At 45.2% G+C, this 26,002-nt stretch carries 22 protein-coding genes and 1 other RNA gene; 12 read left to right on the top strand and 11 right to left on the bottom strand.

Annotated elements, in window-relative coordinates; all coding sequences use genetic code 11:
- Nucleotides 1-63: 63 nt before the first annotated feature.
- Together A3860_RS38840 and A3860_RS38835 are read right to left on the bottom strand one after the other, a co-directional pair.
- Nucleotides 64-1,086, bottom strand: coding sequence for a hypothetical protein (locus tag A3860_RS38840; RefSeq protein ID WP_081155978.1), 1,023 nt, complete (start codon nt 1,084-1,086; stop codon nt 64-66).
- Between the two features lie 64 nt (nt 1,087-1,150).
- Nucleotides 1,151-1,945, bottom strand: a complete 795-nt coding sequence (locus A3860_RS38835; protein ID WP_081155977.1) for a hypothetical protein — start codon at nt 1,943-1,945, stop codon at nt 1,151-1,153.
- A gap of 209 nt (nt 1,946-2,154) precedes the next feature.
- Here A3860_RS38835 and A3860_RS38830 point away from each other — a divergent pair, with 209 nt between their 5' ends.
- Nucleotides 2,155-2,733 carry a hypothetical protein gene (locus A3860_RS38830; RefSeq protein WP_081155976.1) on the top strand — a complete coding sequence of 193 codons (579 nt, stop codon included), beginning with the start codon at nt 2,155-2,157 and terminating at the stop codon, nt 2,731-2,733.
- A gap of 9 nt (nt 2,734-2,742) precedes the next feature.
- On the opposite strand, the gene A3860_RS38825 is transcribed toward A3860_RS38830, so the two are convergent.
- Nucleotides 2,743-3,522, bottom strand: coding sequence for a (Fe-S)-binding protein (locus tag A3860_RS38825; RefSeq protein ID WP_081155975.1), 780 nt, complete (start codon nt 3,520-3,522; stop codon nt 2,743-2,745).
- A gap of 167 nt (nt 3,523-3,689) precedes the next feature.
- Between A3860_RS38825 and A3860_RS38820 the strand changes: the two genes are divergently transcribed.
- Nucleotides 3,690-5,228, top strand: coding sequence for a S10 family peptidase (locus tag A3860_RS38820; protein ID WP_081155974.1), 1,539 nt, complete (start codon nt 3,690-3,692; stop codon nt 5,226-5,228).
- A gap of 98 nt (nt 5,229-5,326) precedes the next feature.
- Here A3860_RS38820 and A3860_RS38815 read toward each other — a convergent pair whose 3' ends face one another.
- Complete coding sequence (locus A3860_RS38815) at nt 5,327-5,755, bottom strand: winged helix-turn-helix transcriptional regulator (protein ID WP_081155973.1); 429 nt, start codon at nt 5,753-5,755, stop codon at nt 5,327-5,329.
- A gap of 88 nt (nt 5,756-5,843) precedes the next feature.
- Between A3860_RS38815 and fabF the strand changes: the two genes are divergently transcribed.
- The 4 genes from fabF to A3860_RS38795 all read left to right on the top strand — a co-directional run bounded on the left by fabF (nt 5,844) and on the right by A3860_RS38795 (nt 11,209).
- Entirely contained in the window at nt 5,844-7,085 is a 1,242-nt protein-coding gene (gene fabF, locus A3860_RS38810) for a beta-ketoacyl-ACP synthase II (protein WP_081155972.1), read from the top strand.
- Between the two features lie 264 nt (nt 7,086-7,349).
- Complete coding sequence (locus A3860_RS38805) at nt 7,350-7,988, top strand: carbohydrate-binding family 9-like protein (RefSeq protein WP_081155971.1); 639 nt, start codon at nt 7,350-7,352, stop codon at nt 7,986-7,988.
- Nucleotides 7,989-8,238: 250 nt separating this feature from the next.
- A complete protein-coding gene (locus tag A3860_RS38800) occupies nt 8,239-9,102 on the top strand; it encodes a DUF6089 family protein (RefSeq protein ID WP_081155970.1) in 864 nt (287 codons plus the stop codon).
- A 184-nt stretch (nt 9,103-9,286) separates the two neighbouring features.
- On the top strand, nt 9,287-11,209 hold the full coding sequence (locus tag A3860_RS38795; RefSeq protein ID WP_081155969.1) for a menaquinone biosynthesis decarboxylase: 1,923 nt from the start codon (nt 9,287-9,289) through the stop codon (nt 11,207-11,209).
- A 68-nt stretch (nt 11,210-11,277) separates the two neighbouring features.
- Here A3860_RS38795 and A3860_RS38790 read toward each other — a convergent pair whose 3' ends face one another.
- On the bottom strand, nt 11,278-12,507 hold the full coding sequence (locus tag A3860_RS38790) for an ABC transporter permease (protein WP_081155968.1): 1,230 nt from the start codon (nt 12,505-12,507) through the stop codon (nt 11,278-11,280).
- A 150-nt stretch (nt 12,508-12,657) separates the two neighbouring features.
- Here A3860_RS38790 and A3860_RS38785 point away from each other — a divergent pair, with 150 nt between their 5' ends.
- The 3 genes from A3860_RS38785 to fsa all read left to right on the top strand — a co-directional run bounded on the left by A3860_RS38785 (nt 12,658) and on the right by fsa (nt 14,996).
- On the top strand, nt 12,658-13,947 hold the full coding sequence (locus tag A3860_RS38785) for a type IX secretion system plug protein (protein WP_081155967.1): 1,290 nt from the start codon (nt 12,658-12,660) through the stop codon (nt 13,945-13,947).
- A 104-nt stretch (nt 13,948-14,051) separates the two neighbouring features.
- Nucleotides 14,052-14,151, top strand: an RNA gene (ffs, locus tag A3860_RS38780) — signal recognition particle sRNA small type.
- A gap of 167 nt (nt 14,152-14,318) precedes the next feature.
- Nucleotides 14,319-14,996 (top strand): fructose-6-phosphate aldolase, encoded by a 678-nt coding sequence (gene fsa / locus A3860_RS38775; protein WP_081155966.1) that lies wholly within the window; start codon nt 14,319-14,321, stop codon nt 14,994-14,996.
- Nucleotides 14,997-15,070: 74 nt separating this feature from the next.
- Here fsa and A3860_RS38770 read toward each other — a convergent pair whose 3' ends face one another.
- Both A3860_RS38770 and A3860_RS38765 read right to left on the bottom strand, forming a co-directional pair.
- Nucleotides 15,071-15,523 (bottom strand): hypothetical protein, encoded by a 453-nt coding sequence (locus tag A3860_RS38770; RefSeq protein WP_216823614.1) that lies wholly within the window; start codon nt 15,521-15,523, stop codon nt 15,071-15,073.
- A gap of 224 nt (nt 15,524-15,747) precedes the next feature.
- Nucleotides 15,748-16,068 carry an antibiotic biosynthesis monooxygenase family protein gene (locus A3860_RS38765; RefSeq protein ID WP_081155965.1) on the bottom strand — a complete coding sequence of 107 codons (321 nt, stop codon included), beginning with the start codon at nt 16,066-16,068 and terminating at the stop codon, nt 15,748-15,750.
- A 357-nt stretch (nt 16,069-16,425) separates the two neighbouring features.
- Between A3860_RS38765 and smc the strand changes: the two genes are divergently transcribed.
- A complete protein-coding gene (gene smc / locus A3860_RS38760) occupies nt 16,426-19,950 on the top strand; it encodes a chromosome segregation protein SMC (protein WP_081155964.1) in 3,525 nt (1,174 codons plus the stop codon).
- Nucleotides 19,951-20,312: 362 nt separating this feature from the next.
- Here smc and A3860_RS38755 read toward each other — a convergent pair whose 3' ends face one another.
- Complete coding sequence (locus tag A3860_RS38755; RefSeq protein WP_081155963.1) at nt 20,313-20,843, bottom strand: ferritin; 531 nt, start codon at nt 20,841-20,843, stop codon at nt 20,313-20,315.
- A 74-nt stretch (nt 20,844-20,917) separates the two neighbouring features.
- Between A3860_RS38755 and A3860_RS38750 the strand changes: the two genes are divergently transcribed.
- Nucleotides 20,918-21,247, top strand: coding sequence for a DMT family protein (locus tag A3860_RS38750; protein ID WP_081155962.1), 330 nt, complete (start codon nt 20,918-20,920; stop codon nt 21,245-21,247).
- 121 nt (nt 21,248-21,368) lie between these two features.
- Here the strand turns inward: A3860_RS38750 and A3860_RS38745 are convergent, their stop codons facing one another.
- The gene (locus A3860_RS38745; protein ID WP_081155961.1) at nt 21,369-22,385 is read right to left on the bottom strand and encodes a WD40/YVTN/BNR-like repeat-containing protein; all 1,017 of its coding nucleotides are present in this window, start codon (nt 22,383-22,385) and stop codon (nt 21,369-21,371) included.
- A 154-nt stretch (nt 22,386-22,539) separates the two neighbouring features.
- Complete coding sequence (locus A3860_RS38740; RefSeq protein WP_081155960.1) at nt 22,540-23,232, bottom strand: rhodanese-like domain-containing protein; 693 nt, start codon at nt 23,230-23,232, stop codon at nt 22,540-22,542.
- A gap of 946 nt (nt 23,233-24,178) precedes the next feature.
- On the opposite strand from A3860_RS38740, the gene A3860_RS38735 reads away from it, so the two are divergent.
- Nucleotides 24,179-24,883, top strand: coding sequence for a hypothetical protein (locus A3860_RS38735; RefSeq protein ID WP_143774478.1), 705 nt, complete (start codon nt 24,179-24,181; stop codon nt 24,881-24,883).
- 81 nt (nt 24,884-24,964) lie between these two features.
- On the opposite strand, the gene A3860_RS38730 is transcribed toward A3860_RS38735, so the two are convergent.
- The gene (locus A3860_RS38730) at nt 24,965-25,873 is read right to left on the bottom strand and encodes a transglutaminase domain-containing protein (RefSeq protein WP_081155958.1); all 909 of its coding nucleotides are present in this window, start codon (nt 25,871-25,873) and stop codon (nt 24,965-24,967) included.
- Nucleotides 25,874-26,002 lie beyond the last annotated feature (129 nt).

Genomic DNA, 26,002 nt, shown 5'->3' with positions numbered 1-26,002 from the left:
ATTCGGGTTAAAACGATCGAAAAATAGAAAATAGAGTTTATGAAAACGAATGATTTATAAAAATTATTTGAGCAGGTCCTGGTTGGCAGATAACCAGGAGGTATCAAGACCCGAGTCGCCACCACCAGAGGGGCGGTCGGTTCCTTTGTTTTCCATAAAGGCAAACACATCTACCTTATTGCTGTATTGCTCCAACAGTTTTTGACCTGCATCGTCCATAATACCATTTTCGGCTTCCATTTTCATGAGCAATGTTTCATGATCGTGGATCATCATCATAACTTCTGCTTCGTTCTGGGCAATACGGTTACGGGTTTCCTCCAGCGTAATAGTTTCAAATTCTGATACCCCAAGCAGGCTCGATGCGCTTTGTGCGGCTTCGCGCCAGGTGTCTGAAGTCTCCAGTTGGTCCTTCAGGCGGCCAATTGTATTGGCGACCGACTCTGTGCTATTTTGAAGGTTGTTGTACAAACGATCAAAGAAGTTGTAGCTTTTGAGCATTTTCTCCTTATCGGCCTGCATGCTTTCGAGCAATTTTTTATCTTCAGCAGCTTCGCGGCCAAAATGTTTCGCCTGGTCATCGGCTTTTTCTTTGGTATGCTGATCTGCTTTTGGATTTTCAGCCTGCTTCCTGAATTGCGTAGCATAATCAAGGTTGTCCTGCATCGACTTTTTCCTTTCCGTCATTTTCCTTTCATGCAGCGTGATCGCATTCATCATTTTGTGAATGCTGTCATTGAATTTGGCAAGAACCGCCCGGCGGTTGGCTACCACTACTTCAAGCAGGTCGGGCAAATTTGTTTTAATAAGCCAGCGGGTCATTTTTCTGACCAGGGCTTTCCATAAATTGAGCAACACATTACGCATGACAAACAAGGTCCCGATTATCACAGCAATAATGAATAGTTGCATTAATGCAATGCCAAAGTCGATCCAGTTGTGGATGATTTGGGTGATCCTTGGCAGGAAAAAGAACCCTATTCCAAGGAATGCGATGATAGCTACCGCGGTAATTATCATTCGCATTTTTTTTTCGTCAGTTGTTTCCAGTGTAAAGATGGAAGAACTTTTATCCAGAGTGCTCATATAATGACAGATAATTGTTTAGGAATTAGTCGCGAAAAGTAATAATATATTACAAGATGTGCAATTAATGACCGGTAGAAATAAGCTGGGAAATATCAGTGTCTATGGCAGTGATCATATACTTATGTGCCAAAGATATTTGTTTTTCAGCGCGTTCAATCTTTTCAATGCTCTCTTTCCCCAGTGTTTTATTGACTTCCAGCTGGGTTTGCTCGCGTTTGATCATATCCTGTAATTGTTTCTCCTGGTTTTGCAATTGCAGCAGCTGGTCCTGCATTTGTTTAAGGTTATTTTGTTGGGTTTGCAAAACCTCCTGTCTTTTTTTAAGCTGCTTGTCTTTTTCTGCCGCCGCGCCGTTCAGGAAGTCGATTTTTTTCTTTTCAAGGACGTCTTTGTATTGTTTAGCGGTTTCGAGCAACCTGGCCGACGGAACGTTCATTGCTTCAAAACTCGTTAACACCGCCTGAAGGATAACGTTAGGAGGGGTGCCTTTCCCAAGCTTCTGATACATCGCCTGCATTTGTTTACGAAACTCGAAATAGTCCGGCCCCGGGAAGTTTGATTTTGTTAATTCATCTTCAAAAAATTTAATAAATGCCGGATCAACACTTTCTGCCGTATTAGTGATATTCACGGCGGCGCTATCTGCCACAACGAACGATTTGGGTTCAGTGGTGGTGGCGCCTGATTTGGGTTCTGCCGGTGCTGTTTCACCGCTATAAAGAGGGAAGTAAGTTGGTTCTATCGTTTGCTGGTCTTGTTTTCCCGAACTGCCGGTCTTTTTTTCGCCCTCGCTTTTTTCAGTTTCCTCTTCTTTTTCAATGAAGCCTTTTTGTTGCAGGAATTTTTTAAGTGACATGGTGTTGTATTGTTGAATTATTTAGAACGGGGTATACTTTGGAGAAAGATAAGAACGCCTGGGTTCCCATCAAATTTATGGCATTTTTTAAACGCTAATTTCGAACATTTCTTGAAATTGGTGATCATTTTCAGCTAATTTTGGCGTTTAAAGGACTGCCGGCCTGCATTTTACCCAGTTTTACCGGAAAAAAATAATTATTTGCGAATATGTCGATTTCTCCCCAGCGATTTACAGACGTATTAAAAAAAGTACAGCTCTATGCCGATAAGCGGCTCGGTTTAAAGATCGTTGATACTTCTGACCTGGACCCTTATTTTAAGGGCGACCTCGATGGGGTAAGCATCTGGATAGCCAGTGCACTTGACGATGAAGAAGAATTGTTCAATGTGCTTCACCTGGTAGGGCATTCCATTCAATGGAATGTAAGTAATGAACTACGTTCCTTAGGTTCCGTATTACATGAGAAGCCCGACGATGGTACATTGTTGAGGTTACAACAATACGAATGGGAGGCCAACTGTTATGGAATTCGCATACTTCATGAACTGGAGGTATTTGATTTGGACGAATGGCTTGCGGCAAAATACACAGAGGACATGTGCTACCTCACCCATTATTATAAAACAGGAGAAAAACTGAAAGAGATCACCGACGTTAGCCGGGCTTACAAATTCAACCGGGCACTGCAGGAAAAAGTAGTTCCAGGTATTACACCGTGGGCAAATCCTGAAAAAAGAAATGGTATTGTCATTGATTTCACCAATGCTGTTGGTAAAAAAGCCTGATGGTGGCTGTTATTCCATACTCGCCGCCACCAGCTCGGCTACATCAAGCACTTTCACCGAATCTTCTTTCTCTTTTTGCTTTACGCCGTCGGTAAGCATGGTATTGCAGAACGGACAGGCCGCTGCCACAATTTGTGTTTCAGTTTCCAGCGCTTCCTGTATGCGCTCCTGGTTAATGCGCACATTGCCTTTTTCTTCTTCCTTGAACATTTGCGCGCCACCGGCCCCGCAACACAATCCTTTGCTTCGGCAACGTTTCATTTCAACCAGCTCGGCATCCAGCGCTTCAAGCACCTTGCGCGGCGCTTCATAAATATCGTTGGCCCGGCCCAGGTAACAGCTATCGTGATAGGTAATGCGCTGTCCTTTAAAGGTGCCACCTTCCTTCAATTTTATTTTGCCTTCATCGATCAGTTGCTGTAAAAAGGTGGTATGGTGAATGACCTCGTAATTACCGCCCAGTTCGGGATATTCGTTTTTAAGGATGTTAAAGCAGTGGGGGCAGGCCGTTACTATTTTTTTGATGCCATAATTATTCAGGGTTTGAATATTTTGGTAGGCCATCATCTGGAACATGAATTCATTGCCGGCCCGCCGGGCAGGGTCACCCGTACAGCATTCTTCCTTGCCCAGTACGGCAAAATTGATCCCCACTTTGGTAAGAATAGTGGCAAATGCTTTGGTGATCTTTTGCGCCCGCTGATCAAAACTTCCTGAACAGCCAACCCAGAACAGGATATCGGGAGTGGAACCAGCGGCAATCATTTCGGCAACTGTACGAATTTGCATGAGTATACCCATTTATGGCCCTCAAATATAAGGGTAAAGATGACTATTTCATACACGCAGCAACAATAGGGCATGCAAACATAGAATATTGACCATCTGTGTATTTGGCAGCTCTTTTAAGGGTAGAACCGTTAAATTTGACCCCTTGAAACCCCAACTACATCATCATGAGAAAAAAACTACTGATCATTGTTCCATTTGCGTGCTTCTTTTTAACTGTACAGGCGCAAAAGAAAACAGGGGGCGAACCGGTGCCACCCAAAGTGGCAAAACCGGCCGACAATAACCAGATCATTCGCCTGGCGCTTGATAGCAGTGTAACCACTTCCAATGCCATTACCATAAAAGGACAGCGGGTACCGTACAACGTAACCGCCGGTTCTATACCCGTATGGGATGAACAGGGAAAACCCCTCGCCGGCGTTTTCTATACCTATTATGAACGGTCTGATGTAAAGGACCTCTCGACCCGCCCCCTGGTGATCTCGTTCAATGGCGGGCCCGGCACCTCTTCTGTATGGATGGAGATCGGTTATACCGGCCCGCGCGTGCTGAAGATCGATGATGAAGGCTATCCCATTCAACCCTATGGCTTGCGCGATAATCCCAATTCAATACTCGATGTGGCCGATATCGTATACGTTGATCCGGTGAATACCGGTTTTTCGCGACCGGCCGAAAAGGATATCCCGGCTGCTACCTTTTTCGGGGTGAATGCCGATATCAGGTACCTCGCCGGCTGGATAAGCACCTTTGTAACCCGGTACAACCGCTGGGCTTCACCCAAATTCCTTATTGGTGAAAGTTATGGCACCACCCGCGTATCGGGACTGGCGCTGGAATTACAGAACGCTCAGTGGATGTACCTTAATGGTGTTATCCTGGTTTCGCCAACCGACCTGGGCATCAACCGCAATGGCCCGGTTGACGGGGCGCTTAGCCTCCCTTATTTTGCCGCCACAGCCTGGTACCATAAAAAATTACCAGGCGATCTGCAAAGCAAAGACCTTACAGCGGTGTTGCCCGAAGTGGAGAATTTCACCGTGAATGAACTGGTACCCGCCCTGTCGAAAGGCGGCAGTTTGCCAGATGCCGATAAAAATGCCATAGCGGCTAAAATGGCGCGTTATACGGGTTTGTCGCAACAATTCATTTTGCAGAATAACCTCGTCATTCTTCCTATGGCCTTCTGGAAAGAGCTGCTGCGCGATAAAGGGTATACGGTTGGCCGGCTCGACAGCCGCTACCTCGGTATCGACCGCATGGATGCCGGTACGCAGCCCGATTATAATGCCGAGCTCAGTTCATGGCTGCATGCGTTTACCCCTGCCATCAATATGTATTTGCGTGAAGAACTGCATTATAAAACCGATCTCAAGTATTATATGTTTGGGCCGGTTCACCCATGGGACCGCTCAAACGACAATACCGGCGAGAACCTGCGGCAGGCCATGGCGCAGAATCCTTATTTGCATGTGCTGGTGCAATCGGGTTATTTTGATGGCGCCTGCGATTATTTCAACGCCAAATACAACCTGTGGCAAATAGATGCAGCGGGGAAATTAAAAGGCCGCCTGTCGTGGGAAGGCTATCGCAGCGGGCATATGATGTATTTACGGAAAGAAGACCTGGCTACGGCTAACCAGCATTTGAGAGAGTTTATTCTTAAAGCAATACCGCAAGCGGGAACACCGGCGAAATATTAATTGCTGATTTTTCGATTTCGGGATTTTGCGATTTGTAGCACCTGCTGCATTGAATGAAATCCCGAAATCTCCAGATCTCAAAATCAGCAATTGTTTGTTTATTGCCTATTGCCTTTTGGCTTCCCGTGCTCCGCAATTAATTTCTTCCTCACCTTCTCAACCCCCTTCGGTAAACTCTTCTTTGCTTCGCCCAAAATTATATCGCGGCCAGGGTTCAGCTTTATATCAGCATACTTTTCTGACCACAAACCAATGCAAAATATCACCGGTAACAGATCAATGCCTTTTTCGGTGAGGGTGTACACGATCTTTTGTTTGTGCTGGCTGTCTTTTTCTTTTTTGATGATCTTTTCTTTTTCCAGCATCACTAACCTGTCGGCCAGCAAATTGGTGGCAATGCCTTCGGCAGAAGTGAGGAATTCATTATAATACCGTTTGCCAAAGAACATAAGGTCGCGGATGATGAGCAGGGACCACTTATCACCAAATATTTCAAGGCCGTAGTTCAGCGGGCAATCAGAGCGCATAGCGTGCTATTTAATACCACTTGCAAATATAAAGTAGTTTTCTTTATCTTTGCACCGCTTGTATTTTGCAAGCGGTCAATATTTTCATATGAACAGAGTGGTTGTTACCGGCATGGGCGCGCTTACGCCCATAGGCAACGATGTATCGGCGTTTACAAACAATCTTTGGAAAGGTACCAGCGGCGCGGCGCCCATTACCCGTTTTGATGCCAGCCGCTTCAGGACCCGGTTTGCCTGCGAGTTGAAACAATTTGATGCTACGGCTTTTCTCGATAAAAATGAATTGCGCAAAACCGACCTGTTCACCCAGTATGCCCTGGTAGCAGCCGGTCAGGCTATCAAAGATTCGGGGCTCGATTTTTCGACCATGGACCCGTTTGATACCGGTGTTATCTGGGGCTCGGGACAGGGTGGTATGCAAACCTTTGAAGAGCAGGTAACTGAATATGTGGAAGGGGACAGGAACCCACGGTTCAACCCATTTTTTGTGCCCAAGCTTATAGTCAATATGGCTTCGGGCATGATCTCCATCAAATACCGTTTGATGGGCATTAACTATACCACGGTTTCGGCATGCGCCACCTCCAATACTGCCATAATGGATGCGCTTAATTATATACGCATGGGAAAAGCAAAAGTGATCATTACCGGAGGTTCTGAAGCGCCCATAACGCCGGCTTCTGTTGGTGGTTTTTGCGCTATGAAAGCCATGTCGGTGCGGAATGACGATCCGCAAACAGCTTCGCGTCCGTTCGATACCAACCGCGATGGATTTGTAATGGGCGAGGGGGCCGGCGCCCTGGTGCTCGAGGAGTATGAACATGCCCGTAAGCGCGGCGCCAGAATATATGCAGAAGTAGCGGGTGCGGCCATGACGGCCGATGCCTGGCATATGACGGCCACCCATCCCGAAGGACTGGGGGCTTACCATGCCATGCGCCTGGCGTTGAAAGATGCTGCGTTGAACGCAAGCGAGGTTGATTACGTGAATATGCATGCCACCTCTACACCGGTTGGCGACCTCAGCGAAATTGCCGCCATCACAAAATTGTTTGGCAACGACCTCGGCAGGGTGCATTTAAGTGCTACCAAATCAATGACCGGCCATTTGTTGGGCGCCGCCGGCGCTATTGAAGCCATTGCTTCCATTGCAAGTATAAACGAAGGCGTTATTGCGCCCACCATCAATACCCAACAGCCAGATCCCCAGTTGCCGGCCGATGTACAGCTGGTATTGAAAGAACCGCTTCAAAAGAAGGTGGAAGTTGCTATGAGTAACACATTTGGCTTTGGGGGGCATAATGGCATCGTTGTGTTCAGGAAAATGTAAGTTATAAGAATTACTTTATCGGTAGTCAATTACTGTTCCTGGTTACAAGTTACATGTTACAGGGAAATGCAAATAACATTGGTTTCCCTGCAACCTGAAACCTGCAACTTGTAACTGCTTGTAGCATTAGAGGTGTATTCAAGCTTTAGCGTTTGGCATTAAGCGTTCAGCGTGAACAATCGTTTGCACAATTTTAGTTTTTCAAATCATCCGTATGGAGTAATTTTTCAGCTTCATTTAACAAAAACGAAGCGGCCCAACTGTATGAATTTGCGTGTTCCTTTTTTGGATGGAGTTGATCAACATACTTCCCTGAGCGATATTTCGCGGGTGCTTGACAAAGCGCCAAAGCAGCAACTGGTGTATGTTCCGTGGAGGGAATACCCTTACCGTCCCGATGTGCAGTTTTCCATGGCGCATGGCAGCGATGCCCTGTTCATAAAATATTTTGTAAAAGAAAAATCTATCAGAGCTGTCAATACTACACTTAACTCACCTGTGTATAAAGACAGTTGCGTGGAGTTCTTTATTGGCTTCCCCAATGAACCGGCCTATTACAATTTTGAATTCAATTGCATTGGAGCCCATTTAATAGGATATGGTGAAGATAAATTAAACCGCACCTTATTGCCAACTGATATTGGTCAGCAAATAAAGTACAAATCTGTACTTACTAACGACCAGAACCAGGAGACCATTGGCTGGGAATTGACCCTGCTGATACCTGTTACCGCTTTTCATTTTCATCATTTCAAATCCCTGAAAGGGCAACAATGTGTTGCCAATTTTTATAAATGTGGCGATGAATTGCCCGAGCCGCATTTTGTGACCTGGTCAAACATACAATGGCCGCAACCTAATTTTCATTTACGCCAGTTTTTTGGCGACCTGGTTTTTGAATAAATAGTTCCGCCAATCACCCCCCGTAACAAAAAACTTTCCCACAGGTATTGACAATGAGTTGGCTGCCTGTTATTTTTGCCATACACTACGCCGGTAGTCCCATGTCCTATGGGCAAAAAACTTAATTTGGCTTAATACTTGCTTACCAACCCCCGGTCCATATTTTTCGTATCTACCCTTTTCTATAATGATTGATTAATCCGGTATCCCCTGGAAACTTTCCCTGAAATCACTCATTAAAAAAATCTTCATGCGAAAACTTTTGCTATTGAGCATTCTATGTCCGGTAGTTGCCTTTTCCCAACAACGTTTCCATGTTACTCTTTTTGGCGGTTTATCGAATTATGCGGGCGATCTGCAAGATCATCAGTTTACCCTGCAACAATCGAATTTTGCTTTTGGCGCCGGTCTTAAATATGATCTTACACCCAACTTTGCATTGCGGGTAGCGTTTACCCACGGCTCTATTGAAGGCGATGATAAAAAAAGTAAAGATGCGGCATTGCGCGCCCGTAACCTGAGCTTTTTCTCAAAGATCAATGAAGGCAGTTTATTGCTGGAGTATACCTTATTAAATTTGGAGGAAAGAAGGTTTTCTCCTTTCATTTACGGCGGTCTTACTGTTTTTCACTTCAATCCATATGCTTATGATTCCCTTGGTAATAAGGTTTTTCTAAAACCACTTAGCACCGAAGGGCAGGGCATTGATCCCGATCGCAAGCCTTACAAACTCACCCAGTTTGCCATACCGGTTGGGTTTGGCGTGAAATTCAGGATCAGCGATAATACCGTGTTGGCATATGAAGTAAGTGTGCGTAAAACGCTTACTGATTATCTCGATGATGTAAGTTCAACATATTTTGATAAAACAGAGCTTGCCGCGGCGCGTGGGTTGAAGGCCGTAGAAATGGCTTACCGGGGGGGTGAAGTAAAAGGCGGTAATACAACCTATCCCGACGGCGGTAGTATACGCGGGGGATCAAAATATAAAGACTGGTACTATTTTACCGGTTTCACATTATACATCGGATTGGGTTCGGGCAATGGCGGTGGCAGTCCGTTCGGCCATACCCGCGGTGGAAGGAACCAGCTGGGATGCCCGAAGGTATTGTAGACCCAAAGACCCTGAGCGAAAGCCTGCAGGCCAGCTGGCGGATCGAAGGGGCGGCAAAAAGCGTTGAGTGATGTTAAAACGCAGTTAACAAAATATAGAGAATATCAATACACAGTCTGGAAGAAATTGGGTTACAGCCCTTTCTTCCGGACTTTTTCATTTCTTCCTACCTTACCTTTGCGGCATGGCATACAAAAATCAGCAACATTTTATTGATACATTGGAACAGGCTGGTGAGCTGGTACGTATCAAAACCTATGTAGACCCCAAACTGGAGATAGCAGAAATTACAGACAGGATCAGTAAAACTACGGGCGGCGGTAAAGCCCTGTTATTTGAAAATACAGGCTACGATTTTCCGGTGCTGATGAATGCGTATGGCAGCGAAAAACGCATGTGCCTGGCCCTTGGTGTTCAACACCTCGATGATGTGGCCCGGGATATTGAAAGTTTATTCCAGTTGCTGGCTTCGCCCAAGGAAAGCATTATCGATAAACTAAAAGTATTACCCAAACTGTCGCAGTTTGCATCCTGGATGCCCAAAGTGAAAACCGGTAAGGGCGCCTGCCAGGAAGTGATCATGGCGAACCCCGATATCACCAAACTGCCGGTGATCACCTGCTGGCCAAAAGATGGTGGTCCGTTCGTGACCCTGCCCATTATTCATACCAAAGATCCCAATACAAATATCCGCAACGTAGGCATGTACCGCATGCAGGTTTTTGGGCCTGTATTAACCGGCATGCACTGGCATAAACATAAAGTAAGTGCCCGGCATTTCAATGAATACAAAAAGTTGAATAAACGCATGCCGGTGGCTGTTGCACTGGGTGGCGATCCTGCCTATGCTTATTCCGCCACCGCCCCGCTGCCTGAAAATGTGGATGAATACATGCTCGCCGGTTTTTTGCGTAAGAAAAAAGTGGAGCTGGTAAAATGCATAACCCAGCCTGAAATAGAAGTGCCGGCCGATGCCGATTTTGTGATTGAAGGGTATGTTGATCCCAATGATGAAATGATCTGGGAAGGGCCGTTTGGCGATCATACCGGTTATTATTCATTGCCCGACTGGTACCCGCGTTTTCATATTACGGCCATTACACACAAAAAGAACCCGGTTTACCCGGCTACTATTGTAGGCATTCCGCCGCAGGAAGATGCCTGGCTGGGCAAGGCTACCGAAAGGATCTTTCTGGCGCCTATAAAAATGACCATGGTGCCCGAGATCATTGATATGGACATGCCGGTTGAAGGCGTTTTCCACAACCTGGTTATCACCAAGATCAAAAAGGAATACGCCGGCCAGGGACAAAAAGTGATGAATGCCATGTGGGGAGCCGGTCAAATGATGTTTAACAAGATACTCGTGCTGGCCGATGAAGGCGTTACTATACAGGATTATACCAAACTGGCTGAATATGTATTTGCCAATATGAATCCGGCCACGGATATCAATTTATCATCGGGTCCTATGGATGTGCTCGATCATAGCTGCAGCAAGCTGGGCTTTGGTGGCAAAATGTGTATTGACGGAACCCGCAAATTTGATGAAGAAACCGATCCCGCGTTTGAATTCCCGGTATTAAGCAGCCGGTTCGATAAAAAATTAGTGCACCAGCAGTTCCCTGAAATAAAGATCATCAACGATGCCCTGCCGGCCATTCATATACCCTGTTTGATTATTTCGGTTGAAAAGAACCGGAAAGGCCATGTACGCGAGCTGCACCAGCAGTTATGCGCTACCGGTATGATAGAAGGCATCAAAATGATCCTGTATGTAGAACATACCGTTAATGCCAATGACCTGCCGGTTGCTTTGTGGCGGTTCTGTAACAACCTCGATCCCCGCCGCGATAGTATACTGGTGCAGGAACCCGCCCGGCAAATGCCCGGTAAAATGTGGGCCTGTATGGGTTTCGACGGAACCATTAAAACGGCCGCGCTCGACGATTTCCAGCGCGACTGGCCAAATATCATTGTCGCCGATGATAAAACCATTGGGGCGGTTGATGCCAAATGGGACCAATTGGGACTGGGTGCATTTATTCCATCGCCATCTTTGAAGTTCAAAGACCAGCTATATGGGGAGGAAGCAGTAGTTCGTTAATTAGTTCACAGTTTAAGGTTAATCCCAGGAAACTGTGAATTGTAAACTTTGAACTGTAAAACTTTGAACTATCTGAACTGGATCGCCTTGATGGGCTGCACCCGTTTAATGATGATCGTTGGTATCAGCAAAACCAGAAAGCAAACTAAAAAAGTAGCCAGGTTTACCAGCGCTATTTGCCACCAAACCACATCAACGGCCGCTTCAGAAATATAATAAGCATCTTCGGGGAGTTTTATAAACCCGAACTGTTTTTGCGCATAAGCAATCAACAGCGCACATACATTTCCCAGCAGCAGGCCAAAGAAAGTAATAATGGCGCCATGGAACAGGAAGATGCCCCGTATGGTGTAATTGCGGGCGCCCAGTGCTTTCAGCATCCCGATCATGCGGGTACGCTCCAGCACCAGGATCAGCAAACAGGTAATTAAATTTAAGATAGCGATGCCGATCATAATGCCCAGCACGATCCAGATCGTTTTATTTTGTAAGGCAAGCCAGTCGAAAATACTGGGGTAAATGTATTTAATTGTATTGCTTTGCAGGCCAATGGGAATGTCGGCCACAATTGCTTCACTGATCTCATCCATGCGGTTATAATCGTGCAGAAAGATCTCGTAACCGCCTATCTGGCTGGCATCCCAGTCGTTCAACCGTTGAATAAGCTTCAGATCACCAATGGCGATCAGTTTATCATATTCTTCGATCCCGGTTTTAAATATGCCGGCCACTTTTAACTTGCGGGGACGGGGCGGGGCGCCGGGTTGAATGAAATAGATCAACACCTGGTCGTTCGGCTTTAATTTTAATACGTTGGCTGTGTAGGCCGACAGCATGATTTCGTTGCTATAGCCACTATCAGTGAAATGCAGCCAGTGGCCATCGACCCTGAACTGGGCGAGATTGTTAAAATCATAATCCTTTTCCACGCCTTTAAACAATACCCCTTCAATGGATTCGGCTGTTTTAAGAATAGCGTTCTTGGTAGCAAAGGCCTGAACCGTTTTTATGGCGGGATATAATTTAGGAAGACCGGTCACCGAATCACTGCGGCGGATGGGTGTTTCTTCCGCAATGGCCACCCGGGCTGAATAATAGCTTTGAATGCGGATATGTCCCCAGAAACTAAAAACTTTTTGGCTGATCGTTTTTTGAAACCCGCTGGCAAAGGCCAATGTCAATATCATTACTGTAACGCTGATGACAGTAGCGGCAATTGACAACCTGATAACAAAACGGGAAAACGATTTCTGCTGATTAAACGCAATTCTCCGTGCTATAAAAGCGGCAATATTCAACCGGCATGATTTTTAGTTCATCAAAATAACACTATAATGCCCCAAATTACAAAAAACAAATTCCAAAAGATTGAAATACTGCTATTTGGTTGGGGTGATTTGTATTTTGGTGTTTTTATTTGCTACTTTTAATGGGACGAAACACTCAATATGAAAAATATTATCCTGTTGTTTATAGGTGGCCTGGTAACTACCCTGGCAGCAAAAGCGCAACTGAAAGAAGCCATCTTTTACCCTAATATAAAGACCGCTCAACTATTCGTTTCGGGCAATCAGCTGGGGTATCCGGTGATGAACCTGAATGGTAGCGAAAGACTTGAACTGCATTTCGACGACCTCGACGCAAATGTTAAGAATTACTCCTATACATACCAGTTGTGCAATGCCGACTGGACGCCCGCCATGCTGAGCAGTTTTGATTTCATAAAAGGATTTTCCTATCAACGCATCAATACCTATCGTATTTCTTCTGTTGCGTTTACCCGTTACACCCATTATTCTGCGGTAATACCTGATAATAACTGTGCCCCTTCGCGCTCGGGCAATTATATTCTGAAAGTATTTCTGAACGGCGATACATCAAGAGTGGCTTTTACCAAACGCTTTCTGGTAGTAGATAATCAAACCAGCATCGCTGCGCAAATACAACAACCTTTTAACGGCGAGATCTTCCGCACGTGGCAAAAGATCCCGTTCCAGGTACAGTTAAGCGATCGTTTACAGGTGATGAACCATTTGCAGCAGATAAAAGTAGTGATCTTACAGAATAGCCGTTGGGATAATGCCCTTACCAATGTGAAGGCTACTTTTTTTGCGGGTAAAAAACTTGATTTCAATACCGAGAACGAGATCGTTATGCCCGGTGGCAAGGAATGGCGCTGGCTCGATCTGCGCAGCTTCCGCCTGCAAAGCGATCGCGTGGCAAAGGCCAATTACTCGCCCCGCGCAACAGAGATCTTTGTAAAGCCGGATGTTGACCGAAGCCAGCAGCGGTTTGTATATTATCGCGATATCGATGGCATGTATACCATTGAAACTACAGAGAGCATTAATCCATACTGGCAAACCGATTATGCAACTGTTCGGTTCACCTATATTCCGCCCGATAATGTGCCTTTTCCCAATAAAGATCTTTTTTTAATAGGGCAGTTGAACGGTTACAATCTCGACGACTCTGCAAAAATGGTTTTCAACAATGATACCCGGGTGTATGAAAAAACGCTTTTCCTGAAACAGGGTTATTATAATTACAATTATGTGACCATTGATCAGAACGATCCTAAAAGAGCGGCATCCTATGATAATACAGAAGGTAATTTCTGGGATACGGAAAATGATTATACTATACTCGTGTATTATCGTGCACTGGCCGGCCGTGCCGATGAGCTGGTTGGAATTACACATGTAAGCTCATTAAATGGTAGGAAGGGGATACAATAGACAATTGGCAATAAGCAATTGGCAATGAGCAATTAAATATAAGCAAATTGAATTTTTTGTCTATTGTCTATTGCTAATTGCTAATTGATTCCTACATTTGCACCCGGCAGGTCTTACACGACCAGCTCCCGCTGAACCCCCCCAGGGCCGGAAGGCAGCAAGGGTAGGTGGTTGTAGCGGTGCGATGTAAATCGCCTGCCTTTTTTTATTTTTTTGGGACTTAAGATCCCGTCAGAACTGCACACGATTAGGTTGAATTTGAATTTGACTTTAGAAAATACTACAGCTCGCACAACTCGTTTCACTCAAATAAGCCTGAAAACACAGCAAATTCGTAAATTTGCATTGCAATTTATAAATCTAAAATAATCATGAAGTTTTTTATTGATACAGCGAATCTTGCCCAGATCAAAGAGGCCCACGAATTAGGAATTCTCGACGGTGTTACTACCAACCCTTCACTGATGGCCAAAGAAGGCATTAAAGGCGAAGATGCCGTAATGCAACACTACCTCGATATCTGCGAATTAGTGAAAGTAGGCGATGTAAGTGCTGAAGTATTATCTACCAACGTTGATGAAATTATTGAAGAGGGCAAAAAGCTGGCCGCTATTCACCCCAATATTGTGGTAAAAGTTCCTATGATCAAAGATGGCGTGAAAGCATTGAAATGGTTTACCGACAACAATATCAGGACCAATTGCACACTGGTATTCTCTGCCGGTCAGGCAATTCTGGCTGCCAAAGCCGGTGCTTCTTATGTATCACCGTTCATTGGCCGTATTGACGACAGTAACTGGGATGGTGTGGAATTGATAAAACAGATCGCCCTGATCTACAAGTTACAGGGTTATAAAACAGATATCCTGGCAGCTTCTATCCGCAGTCCATTGCATATTGTGAAATGCGCTGAGGCAGGTGCTAATGTTGTTACATCACCCCTGGAACCCATTATGGGCCTGTTGAAACATCCGTTGACTGATATCGGTTTGGCTAAATTCCTCGATGACGCCAAGAAAATGCGTGCTGAGCTGGCTACCGCTAAATAAGTTGAAGGATCGAACTACGACAAATATGTCTTACAATAAAAGCCTCCCGATGCATCGGGAGGCTTTGTTTATTTTCAGGTGCCATATACGAGGCCGCGTGAATTCTTTCTGTTCCGCCGCGGCGAAGGTGTATTCAGGATCTCATCTACTGTTCTCAATTTTTCAACCGCTTCCACTTTCTTGATATAGATCGTTGTTTCTTTCCAGATCGTTGAATTGTTTTTCAGTACGGCTTTTACCGTTACAGATTCTCCCCTGAAGGCAGTATCGATCACCAGGCTGTTGCCATCGAATTTTCCGGCAGAAGCCGAAAAGGCTATCTCTTTATTAGTAAGGGGAAGCCAGCGGCCGTTCGATAACTTACCATCCACATTAATATAATTATAAGTGCCTTTCTTAAGGCTGTCGGTATACAGGTGGAAGAAGATACTGTCTACCTGCTGGGCATGGCCGGCCATGCTGCCACTGATGGTCAGCAGCAATAAGAACAACTGTTTGATGGGTACGATGGGCTGTTTCTTCAACATGATGTACTAAGTAAAATTATAGTCAAAAATACGATGGTTTAATACTCGTATTGGAATAGACTATGTAGAACCGCTCCGGGTTGTGCCCCGGAGGTATAATTTGCTGTTAAGAATAGTTTCCGGTTACCAGTTTCCGGTTACCGGGGCGGGGGGGCGGGCCCTGCAAAAATAGCGAGTTACGAATAAAAGCCCGGCAACTGGTATCCGGTAACTGGTACCTGACTTCACCCTTCAACCGGAGCCAAAGTCACTACTTCTTCATAATGTCTTACAACCGGATCGTAGCGCACCATCAATTCCTGTACATTGGGCGGCACCACCGCAATATCGGCTGCCTCGCCGGCAAATTCCTTAATGGCATCCATGGTTTCCCAATAGGTTACCACTAAAAACTCAATTCCGTCGGTCACCACCCTTTGCAGGATGCTCGCATTCACAAAACCCTTTATGGCAGATAATTTTTTCAACGTATCGTTCTGCAGGTGAGCAAGATACTCCTCAGCCCGTTCAGGTTTTACAACGCCTGTCCAGTTTCTGGTGATCATAGTTAAATGGGATTGATTAGTTTTTGGTGAATATGGCAGTCTCTACCAGTAAGTTAGTACAGAAAGCCGAGGTAACAATGGAAAAATAAGGCCAGCCTACCGCTGTGGATAACAGAAAGCTTACCAATTAGTAATCAATTAATTCACACAAAACCATTAATGTGTAAACCTCAAACGGGTATTGGATAGTGAGGCCTTATTCCCGGTGGATACCCACAAGATATTAACATTTATAAACACAATTTCACAGGCCTTATTCCACAAAAGTGCACAACTTTTGAGCCCTAATAGGCGATCCGGCACTATTTTGTATCCCTATTCGTTAATTTTGTTGTTTCCCATAAAAAAATAGATCAAGTGCGCTTAAAAAGCTTAGAAATCAAAGGGTTCAAGAGTTTCGCTGATAAAACCGTACTCCATTTCGATGAGGGTATTACGGGTGTTATCGGACCCAACGGATGTGGTAAGAGTAATATTATTGACAGTATCCGCTGGGTTATCGGGGAGCAAAAGATCAGCCACCTCCGCAGTGAAAACCTGGAAAGCCTTGTGTTTAACGGGTCTAAAACCCGGTCGGCCAGTGGTTTAGCCGAAGTAAGCCTTACTTTCGAAAATACCCGCAACCTGTTGCCTACCGAGTTCAGCACCATCACCGTTACCCGTAAATTCTACAAAAGCGGGGAAAGTGAATACCGCCTGAATGATGTGCAATGCCGTTTGCGCGATATCCAGAACCTGTTCATGGATACCGGGGTGAGCACCGACAGCTACGCCATTATTGAGCTGGGTATGGTTGACGAGATCATTAAAGATAAAGAGAACAGCCGCCGCCGCATGTTGGAGCAGGCCGCCGGTATCACGATCTATAAAACCCGCAAAAAAGAAGCAAAGCAAAAGCTTGACGCCACTGAGCAGGACCTGGCCCGTATCGAAGACTTGTTGTTTGAGATCAACAACCAGTTGAAGACGCTGGAAAACCAGGCTAAAAAAGCAGAGAAATACTACGAAATAAAGAAGGAATACCGTGAGCTGAGCATCGAGCTGGCCAAAGCAGCCCTCGAAGGCTTTAACCTCACGTATCGCGATCTTAACAGCCAGTCAGAAACAGAGACCGACAAAAAGATCAGGCTCGATGCCGAGATCGCCAATGAAGAAGCGGTGATTGAGCAGGAGAAAGTAGGTTTCATTGAAAAAGAACGCGCCCTGCAAAGCATGCAACACGAGTTTAACGACCTGCTGCAAACGCTGCGCACCAAAGAAAATGAAAAGAACCTGGCTTCTCAACGCCTGAACTTCCTGAAAGAGAAAGAAACCAGCTTGCAGGAGTTCCTGAACAAAAGCGAAGGCACACTGAAATCAATTGAAGACAGTATTGAATATACCCGCATACAGGTAGGCGAGGAGCAGGGCAAACTGGAAGGACTGGAACAAATGGTTGAAGAGCATAAAGAGGCGGTGGAAACCAAGCGCAGTGTTTTTGACCAAATGAGAGGAAATGTAGACCGACTGCGAGCCGAGAACCTGAGCCTGCAACGCAACCAGTTCGATGCCGAAAAGAAAGTGGCCGTTGCCGATACTTCTATCCAGAACGTGCAAAAAGCCATCAACCAGATAGAAGAGGAACGCGAAGCCCGCTACAGCCAGTTAAAACAACTGGAAGAAGAAAAGATGGTGAAGGAGCAGGAACTGGAAAAAAGACAAAGAGACCTGGTTCAGTTACAGGAACATCAGGAAAGAACCAAAGAACAGATCTTAATAACACAGGGCGAACTGGAAGGCCTGCGCCAGCAGCTGGCTGAAGAAGGCAGAAAGCTGGATTCCAAAAAGAACGAGCGCGATCTGCTGAAAAGTTTGATCGACTCCATGGAAGGCTACCCCGAAAGTGTGAAATTCCTGCACAACAACCCGGGCTGGAACCATACCGCGCCTATTTTATCAGATATCATTTATGTAAAGGAAGAATTCCGCGCAGCCGTTGAAAATGTGCTGGAACCTTACCTGAACTATTACGTGGTGAACAACCTGCAGGAAGGTTTACAGGCTGTGCACCTGCTCGATAATAACAAAAAGGGTAAAGCGAATTTCTTCCTGCTCGATAAATTGAACGAACGCAGCGATAAGGAGAACGGTCATGCACCCGCCAATACCATCCCCGCTATGGATGTTATTGAAGTGGATGCGCAATACCGTCAGCTGGCTGAATATTTACTGGGCAATGTGTTCATTGCCGAAAGCGATGACGCCCTGAGTACCAGCAATGGCTCAGTGGTGTTGGAGAAAACCGGTAAATATGTAAAAGGCAAATTCTCGCTCACCGGCGGAAGCGTTGGATTGTTTGAAGGTAAAAAGATCGGCCGGGCAAAGAACCTGGAGAAATTGCACGAAGAGATCGTAGCGCTGGAAGGCATTGTACAGGGGCTGAAAGACGGTATTCAGCAAAAGCACAACGAGGTGATCGGGTACAACGAGCAATTGAAAGATACTGCTATTAAACAGGCACAGGCCGATATCAATACGCTTACCAACCAGGTGTTCTCCCTCGAGAACAAAATGGAGAACCTGCACGGTTTGCAAAGTTCATCCCAAAACAGGCTCGAAGAATTGCAGATGAACCTGGAAGAAACCACCTCCTCTATCTCTGGCACCCGCCAGCAATGGATGGAACTGGTGAACCAGTTGAATGAACTAAAAGACCAATTGACGAGTGTAGAGGGCGAATACAAATCGGCTGAAAGCGAATACAACAACGCACAGGCGGTATTCAACGAATATAACCTGCAATTGACCCGGCAAACCAGTAAGATCAATTCATTGAAAACGGAGCTGGAGTTCAAGAGCAAACAGTTGGTCGACCTGCGCAACCAGGTAGAGGCAAATGCATCGCAGTTAAAGCAAACGCTGGAAAATATCACCGAAAGCGCAGAACAACTGAGCACTGCTGAAAACGGCCTGATCGATATGATGCGCCGCAAGGAAGAAGAAGAGAAAAAGCTCAACGAAGCCGACCAGACCTATTATAACATCCGGAATGCATTGAGCGAAAAAGAAAGCGAGCTGCGTCATAAATCAAAAGAAAGAGAACAGACCGAGCATTTGTTGGGCGAAATAAAAGACAAGCTGAACGAGTTGAAACTGCAACTGGCCGGAATGAAAGAGCGGTTGAGCGTGGAGTTCAAGATCAACCTCGATGATATCATCGATCAGCCCCGTACAGGCGAAACGCCGGTTGAAGAATTGCAGGAGAAAGGCGACCGCATGAAGAAACGCCTCGAGAACCTGGGTGAAGTAAACCCCACGGCCATTGAAGCGTTCCAGGAAATGAAAAAGCGGTATGAGTTCATTATGGAACAAAAAAATGACCTGGTATCAGCAAAAGACAGTTTATTACAAACCATACAGGAAGTGGAAGCCACGGCCAACCAGCAGTTCCTCGATACCTTCAACAAGGTGCGCGAGAACTTCCAGAAGGTGTTCAAGGCTTTGTTCACCGAAGACGATTCGGCCGACATGATCCTGGAGAATCCTGAGAACCTGGCTGAAACCAGTATCGATATTGTGGCCAAGCCCAAAGGTAAACGCCCGTCTTCGATCACGCAGCTGAGTGGAGGGGAGAAAACATTAACGGCAACAGCGTTGTTGTTTGCGATCTACCTCATTAAGCCGGCGCCGTTCTGTATCCTCGATGAGGTGGATGCGCCGCTCGATGATGCCAACGTGGGTAAGTTCACGCAAATGATCCGCAAGTTCAGCCAGGAGAGCCAGTTTATCATTGTTACGCACAACAAGCAAACCATGAGCGCCGTGGATGTCATTTACGGGGTAACCATGCAGGAGCCTGGTGTGAGCAAGCTGGTGCCGGTTGACTTCAGGAATTTGAATTAGCGAATTATGGAAGCGCGACAATAGTATTTTCTTAACCCTCCCGGTATACCGGGAGGGTTTTTTGTTCTGAGTGGAGTCGAATAATTACGAACAGTAGTTCGTACGGTTCCGGCTGCACGAATTTTAGCTAAAATTGCACGGATTTTAGCCAAAACGACGCAGTTATTAGTTTGTGCCCACACTTATGATAACAATCTCTAATTTCGCCGCACTTTACTTTACAGTAACTCTCCATAGCCATGAATCCATACACTACTGTAAAGACCACTTTTCAGGAGGCATTACTGAAATAGTGGTTGAAAATTAAAAAGCCCCGGGGATGTATCTACCGGGGCTTTTAATATTTTAGGTGTTATTCGTATTTAATGCCCATGTGCGCCTTTCTTTCCACCACCACCTTGTTGGCCGGCCATGGTTGCCAGGTCGCGATCGAACAGGTACATACCGCCTTTGTCTTCACCGATCAGGTTCAGTTTATCAATGACCTCACGGGCAAGGCTTTCTTCCTCGATCTGCTCGGTAACATACCATTGCAGGAAATTGTGAGTGGTGTAATCTTTTTCCTGGATACACAATTCAACCAACGCATTGATCTCGTTCGATACTTTTACTTCATGCGAATGAACGATATCAAAGATCTCGCGGATGTTTTTAAAATCCTTCTGCGGTGCGGCAAAAGGAGGAACAATAGCATGGCCGCCGCGGTCGTTAATATAGCGGAACAACTTGAGCATATGCATTCTTTCTTCGTCAGAATGGTGATACAGGAATTGCGCCACTCCTTTATATCCTTTTACTTCAGCCCAGGAACCCATAGCCAGGTAATACATCGAAGAATACCCTTCCAGGTCTATCTGCCGGTTTAAAGCTGCTTCAATTTTGCCCGAGATCATCGTGAGTAGTTTTATTCAAATTACTGAAATATTATTAGTTAAAATATTACCGCAATCATCTTTATTTTTGACTTATGCGAACGATCTTATTACTGATATGCTCTAATGTTTTTATGACAATTGCCTGGTACGGTCATTTAAAACAGCAGCATGTGCCTATGTGGAAAGCCATACTGGTAAGCTGGGGCATTGCTTTTTTTGAGTATTGCCTTATGGTGCCGGCCAATCGCTGGGGCTTTACCAATGGCTTCAACGGGTTTCAGTTAAAGATGACCCAGGAGGTGATCACGCTGGTAGTATTTACCGCATTTGCCCTTTTGTATTTAAATGAGCCTTTTCATTGGCGCTACCTGGTTAGCTTTGCCTTGTTGCTGGGAGCAGTGTATTTTATGTTTAAAAAATAGCTGGTAAAATGTAGTGAGTCGCTGGTGGCAAATATAGCCGTTACAGGGTTCAGGTTACAGGTTGCAAGGTGAAGAAGCAGTTTCATTATTTTTCTTGTAACCTGAAACTTGTAACCTGTACCTACAATATCAATTTTGCAATTCGTCCATTACTGCCGGCTAAATAAACAATCTTCCCATTCTTTGCTTTCCGGCATACATGATAGCCGTTCTCGCTGATCAAACGCCAGGTAATGCCGCCATCGGTTGAAAGGTCAACCCCCGAGGTGCCGCAACACAACAGCTTTTTGTTGGTGATGTAGGTAATGCAGCTGCGATAACCATGGGGCGGGGTAGTGGGGCGTATCCACGTATGACCGCCATCATGGGTGAGCACGCAGTTTTGCGTGGTGTCTTTGTCATTGGAGAAATCGCCACCGGCTATAATGAATGTATTGCTTACGCGCGGGCCATCGGAGTTTGCGGCAATGGAGTTGGCGCCCATGCTTTCCTTTCCCTGAATAATAGGTATTATACGGCCACCTGCATCATCGTGTAACCGGCTGAGCGTGCCCCCGCTTACGAACAGGAAATCCTTGTTACGGAAATAATGTATGTTGGTGCCGCTGCTGGCAAAGCAGGCCTCACCCGGCGCAGAATTGGATTGCATAATGGCCGGCGTTTTTTGCCAGGTATTGCCGCCATTGGTTGTTTTGGCAATAAAGAATTTTGAATCTACAGGATCGCCCACCACCACGCCATTTTTCTTATCGTAAAAATCCATGGCATCGAGGAACATGCCTTTGGTTGAATCGGTAAAGACCACTTTCCAGCTTTCCCCCCCGTCTGTGGTCTTTAATATCATGGCTGGTTCGGCAATGCCCATAATGATGGCTGTTTGCGCATTAAAAGCCTCTATATCGCGAAAATCTGTTTTTTCGAATCCTTTTACAATGATCCATTGCCAGGTTTTACCGCCATCTAATGATCTGCCAACAGTGCCATGGCTGCCGCTTACCCAAACTACCTCATCATTGACCGGGGAAAGCCCCCTTATTGATACCGCCTGCCCGCTCGTTAGCTGCTCAATAGTTTGGGCAGAAGAAAAGAAGGTAAGGCCGCTCAGCAGGAACAGGAGGATAGAGAAGCGAATGCTCATGGATGTTGATGTTTTGGGTTAGTTCCCCAATTTAAGAGATTTTGAGATTTACTGATTTAGAGATTTCGGGATTTAGAAATGCGGGAATTCAGAATATTGAAGAGCGTTTGTATAAAAAGTAATCTCAAGATCCCAAAAATCACGAAATCAGCAATCACCTGTTTAGTTCTTTCTCCAACTCTTTCTCATCAACGATACCCGTTTTTCGCCATACTTCCTTACCATGCTGATATAATATGAAGGTGGGAATTTCGCTCACGTTTACCTGTTTCATGAGGTCGGTATCAACGCTGGCATCAATTTTAACCAGCCTGTATTTTCCGGCCATATGCTGCTGCAGCGATTGCAACACCGGTTCCATTTTACGGCAGGGCGGGCACCAGGCAGCGCCAAAATCAACCAGCACCAGGCCAGCCGCCCCTGTTTCGGCGTTAAAGGCTTCCAGGCTCATGGGTTTTGTGTTGGGCATGCCTTCAACCGGTTTGCCGTCGGCCTTCCATTTCACAAATCCGCCGGCAAGGTCATATACTTCCTTATAACCGTTGTTTCGAAACCAATCGGCGGCCTGCTTACTGCGGCCGCCAGCGGCGCAATAAACGTATACCGGCTTCGATTTGTCAATATGCTGTACCCGGCTTTTGAACTGCTCTTTGTTGTTCCAGTCGGCCTGTAATGCCTGGGCTATATGGCCCCCATTATATTCATCGGCTGTTCGTACATCGAGTAATTGTATATTTTTTTGGGCAATCCCTTTTTCAAAATCGGCAGTGCTCAATGGCTGGCAGTATGCGTTGCACGATAAAAGGGTGGTAAGTGTAATTATCAGAACGGTAAGTTTATGCTTCATGGCATGAATTTAAAGAAAAAGCCTCCCGATGTATCGAGAGGCTCTGTAATTTTTTCAGTCGACCTACCAAATGTGAAGTTTTCAGCGGTATCGGATTTCTATTTCAAAGGTAAAACACGTTTTTGGCTACGGGTTTTCAGGATATCGACTGGGTTTTTCTAAGGATTTAACTTGGATCTTGGTTTTTTAAATCAGGAATTGGATTGAACTGTGAACGGTTTTTCGGATACGATCTACATACGTAAATATTACGTTTTTTTGAAATGTTGGTTTTTTCACTTGATATTGGACAGTGGCCGGATATTGGATTTTGAAACCTCTTTTAAAAACTTACTACTATTTACTTTTCGATCATTTGATCGTTAAATCAAAAATATATGTTAAACTCTTTAATTCATAGAGCAAATATGCCCGATTTAAAATCTTCAGTTATTACGTTTTTCATAGTTTAAAGCACATAGGGGCGTGGTGAATAACCAGTTAGTGGTATAGTAAAACTACGATGTCGAGTGGTGGAAAGTGACTTTGGTACACAGTAATAAGGGCTTTGGACCGTCGCAGATTGACCACCCCGCCTTTCCGAAATTTTACGGGCCCTTTTTCGCCGTGACTAATAACATAAAATGATGGTAAGAAAGTACGCACAATGCATGCGGGGTAATTATACCCTGTAATATGTGGCTCTCACTAAGTAGAAATATCGGTTGTGTGATACAGATATAACCCAATTGTACACGCGCTGATCAATTGCTAAATCGATAGAAGAAGTACAATTGCCGCCAAATGCCTGATAATACTCAATTCCCCTTATGCAAACGATTGTGTAGAAATGGTTTTAAGCATAGTATTTTATGCAGAATGAGATAAAAGTACAATTACTGAATAACATGCCAGGTGCAATATTTTGCTGTACTTTCACGATTTAGAGGTAATTCCGTGCATGATTTTGAAAAGTATAATATACCAGATGATCTCTGTTTTGGCGGTGGGCTTGTATTTCGTACCTATGTTAATTGTGATAGGGAAAAAGTTATGGTCTGCAGTGCCGTTCCGGTTATTTGCCCTGTACTGGCTGGTATGTGCTGTGGCAAACCTCGTTGAATTCCTGCCTGTGTCTACAGCTGCTTTAGAGCTGTTTACCGTTATCTATAACCTGTTCGATATTCCTTTGGTGCTTGCGGTCTTTTACTTTTCTTCCGGGGATGCGGCCGTTAAAAAGTTCACTAAAATAGTAGCGCCAGCCTTGCTGGCGGTTTCATTGGTAAATTGTATGATCAATGGATTTACCGCTGATGCACTCAAGTATGTGCTGGGCATTGAGCTGCTCATTGTTTGTGGTGTTATCGTTTGGGAGATCATCCTGAAACTGCAGCAGATCAGGCTCACCGGTCATGCAAAAGGATTATTACTGATCTGTGCGGCCCTGTTGTTCGAATACGGCACTTTCATTGTTATTTACATCTTCGATTACTTTTTACCGGGCACTTCATCTACTGCCGATAATTTCCTTGTGTATTATTTATCTTCCCTGATTGCGCTTCCCGTAGCGATCTGCGGATTTCTGATCAAAGGCATAAAAGCGCCCCCACCTGTCAGTGATTTTATGGAAAATCAGTACAATAAAAGCATTCCTGATTACGTGAGGGGATAGTTTCTGATTATAGCGTTTGTTAGTTTTTAAGTTTGTTAGTTCCAACTAAATTATAAACTTAAAAACCGGCTTCTTTTCCCCCTACAGATTAATAATTGCGTACGCAGTTTCACTCACATACGGGCCGCCGGGATAGCGGGCGGTATAATCGAGGTTGATCCAGTATTGTCCGTTTTGTTCGTGGTAATACATGTTGTCGATGGCTTCATTGCCAAACAGGTGAATTACGGCCTGTTGCATCATTTCGAACTGTTTTTCGTCGCCGCACAGCAGTTCGGGATATAAGTGCCCGTCGGTGAGTATCATGCGGCAATGAGCGCCAATGGCCTTCATACAGGTTACCATCAATAGGGTATGGTCATCGCAATCGCCGCCGAGGCCATTCTGGATGGTTTCCCTGGCTGTGGCGAAATATTCATCCCTTTCCGAATCGGATACATACTTGAAGTTGCTGTTTATATGTTTGAACAGCGATAACAGGCGCACCTGCGACCCATATTTGGGATAATATTCATCGAACGACTCCAGCGAATATTTTACTGAATAATTTCTAACCAAAGAATCGGTGGCGATCACTTTCGATTGAAGCGCTTTAACCGTTTTGGTAAGCGGTCCGTCAAAAAAGGTTGGACGTAAAACCAGGTCAATTTCCTTTTGCTCCTTTTTACCCCAGTTGTTCTGCACCATGGTTTTATAATCCCTGAGCATATTACCAAAGCCGTAGCCATTGGTAAGCTGGTTGTAAATGAGCACCAATATCAATAACCCTACAGCAGGTAACAATAAAAAACGGAACAGCCGGAGGGTTGTAAAAGTAAGTGCAGCGGCAAGAATAATGGAAACGGTGAGATCGAGGTTCCAGTCGCCAAGTACTAATGGTGGAATGTAGCGGTTGATTAATGGGGCCAAGGGAATTACTGCCAGTATGCTCAATATAACCAGCAGCACTTTTCGGGTATGGCCGTATTTGTCGTCCTGGGCTTGGTTCATAACGCTTGTAATTTACATAACGTAAGATCAACCGTTTTTATCGTATGGCAAGTGTTAAACTTTTACTTATTTAACCGGTAAAGATTTTACCTGATAACGCGGTATAAAATTGCATGGAGTGGTATCAGG

It is taken from the genome of Niastella vici (genome assembly GCF_002077945.1).
Classification (GTDB): Bacteria; Bacteroidota; Bacteroidia; order Chitinophagales; family Chitinophagaceae; genus Niastella; species Niastella vici.
This window is presented reverse-complemented; position numbering and strand designations above follow the sequence as displayed.

What these genes read in the sequence shown, in the direction of transcription:
- fsa (WP_081155966.1), top strand. Translation starts at nt 14,319, where the DNA reads ATGAAGTTTTTTATTGATACAGCGAATCTTGCCCAGATCAAAGAGGCC.
- A3860_RS38805 (WP_081155971.1), top strand. Translation starts at nt 7,350, where the DNA reads ATGAATTTGCGTGTTCCTTTTTTGGATGGAGTTGATCAACATACTTCC.
- A3860_RS38815 (WP_081155973.1), bottom strand. Translation starts at nt 5,755, where the DNA reads ATGCGCTCTGATTGCCCGCTGAACTACGGCCTTGAAATATTTGGTGAT.
- A3860_RS38835 (WP_081155977.1), bottom strand. Translation starts at nt 1,945, where the DNA reads ATGTCACTTAAAAAATTCCTGCAACAAAAAGGCTTCATTGAAAAAGAA.
- A3860_RS38765 (WP_081155965.1), bottom strand. Translation starts at nt 16,068, where the DNA reads ATGATCACCAGAAACTGGACAGGCGTTGTAAAACCTGAACGGGCTGAG.
- A3860_RS38755 (WP_081155963.1), bottom strand. Translation starts at nt 20,843, where the DNA reads ATGATCTCGGGCAAAATTGAAGCAGCTTTAAACCGGCAGATAGACCTG.
- fabF (WP_081155972.1), top strand. Translation starts at nt 5,844, where the DNA reads ATGAACAGAGTGGTTGTTACCGGCATGGGCGCGCTTACGCCCATAGGC.
- A3860_RS38750 (WP_081155962.1), top strand. Translation starts at nt 20,918, where the DNA reads ATGCGAACGATCTTATTACTGATATGCTCTAATGTTTTTATGACAATT.
- A3860_RS38795 (WP_081155969.1), top strand. Translation starts at nt 9,287, where the DNA reads ATGGCATACAAAAATCAGCAACATTTTATTGATACATTGGAACAGGCT.
- A3860_RS38830 (WP_081155976.1), top strand. Translation starts at nt 2,155, where the DNA reads ATGTCGATTTCTCCCCAGCGATTTACAGACGTATTAAAAAAAGTACAG.
- A3860_RS38740 (WP_081155960.1), bottom strand. Translation starts at nt 23,232, where the DNA reads ATGAAGCATAAACTTACCGTTCTGATAATTACACTTACCACCCTTTTA.
- A3860_RS38745 (WP_081155961.1), bottom strand. Translation starts at nt 22,385, where the DNA reads ATGAGCATTCGCTTCTCTATCCTCCTGTTCCTGCTGAGCGGCCTTACC.
- A3860_RS38820 (WP_081155974.1), top strand. Translation starts at nt 3,690, where the DNA reads ATGAGAAAAAAACTACTGATCATTGTTCCATTTGCGTGCTTCTTTTTA.
- A3860_RS38825 (WP_081155975.1), bottom strand. Translation starts at nt 3,522, where the DNA reads ATGCAAATTCGTACAGTTGCCGAAATGATTGCCGCTGGTTCCACTCCC.
- A3860_RS38785 (WP_081155967.1), top strand. Translation starts at nt 12,658, where the DNA reads ATGAAAAATATTATCCTGTTGTTTATAGGTGGCCTGGTAACTACCCTG.
- A3860_RS38770 (WP_216823614.1), bottom strand. Translation starts at nt 15,523, where the DNA reads ATGTTGAAGAAACAGCCCATCGTACCCATCAAACAGTTGTTCTTATTG.
- A3860_RS38730 (WP_081155958.1), bottom strand. Translation starts at nt 25,873, where the DNA reads ATGAACCAAGCCCAGGACGACAAATACGGCCATACCCGAAAAGTGCTG.
- A3860_RS38840 (WP_081155978.1), bottom strand. Translation starts at nt 1,086, where the DNA reads ATGAGCACTCTGGATAAAAGTTCTTCCATCTTTACACTGGAAACAACT.
- A3860_RS38800 (WP_081155970.1), top strand. Translation starts at nt 8,239, where the DNA reads ATGCGAAAACTTTTGCTATTGAGCATTCTATGTCCGGTAGTTGCCTTT.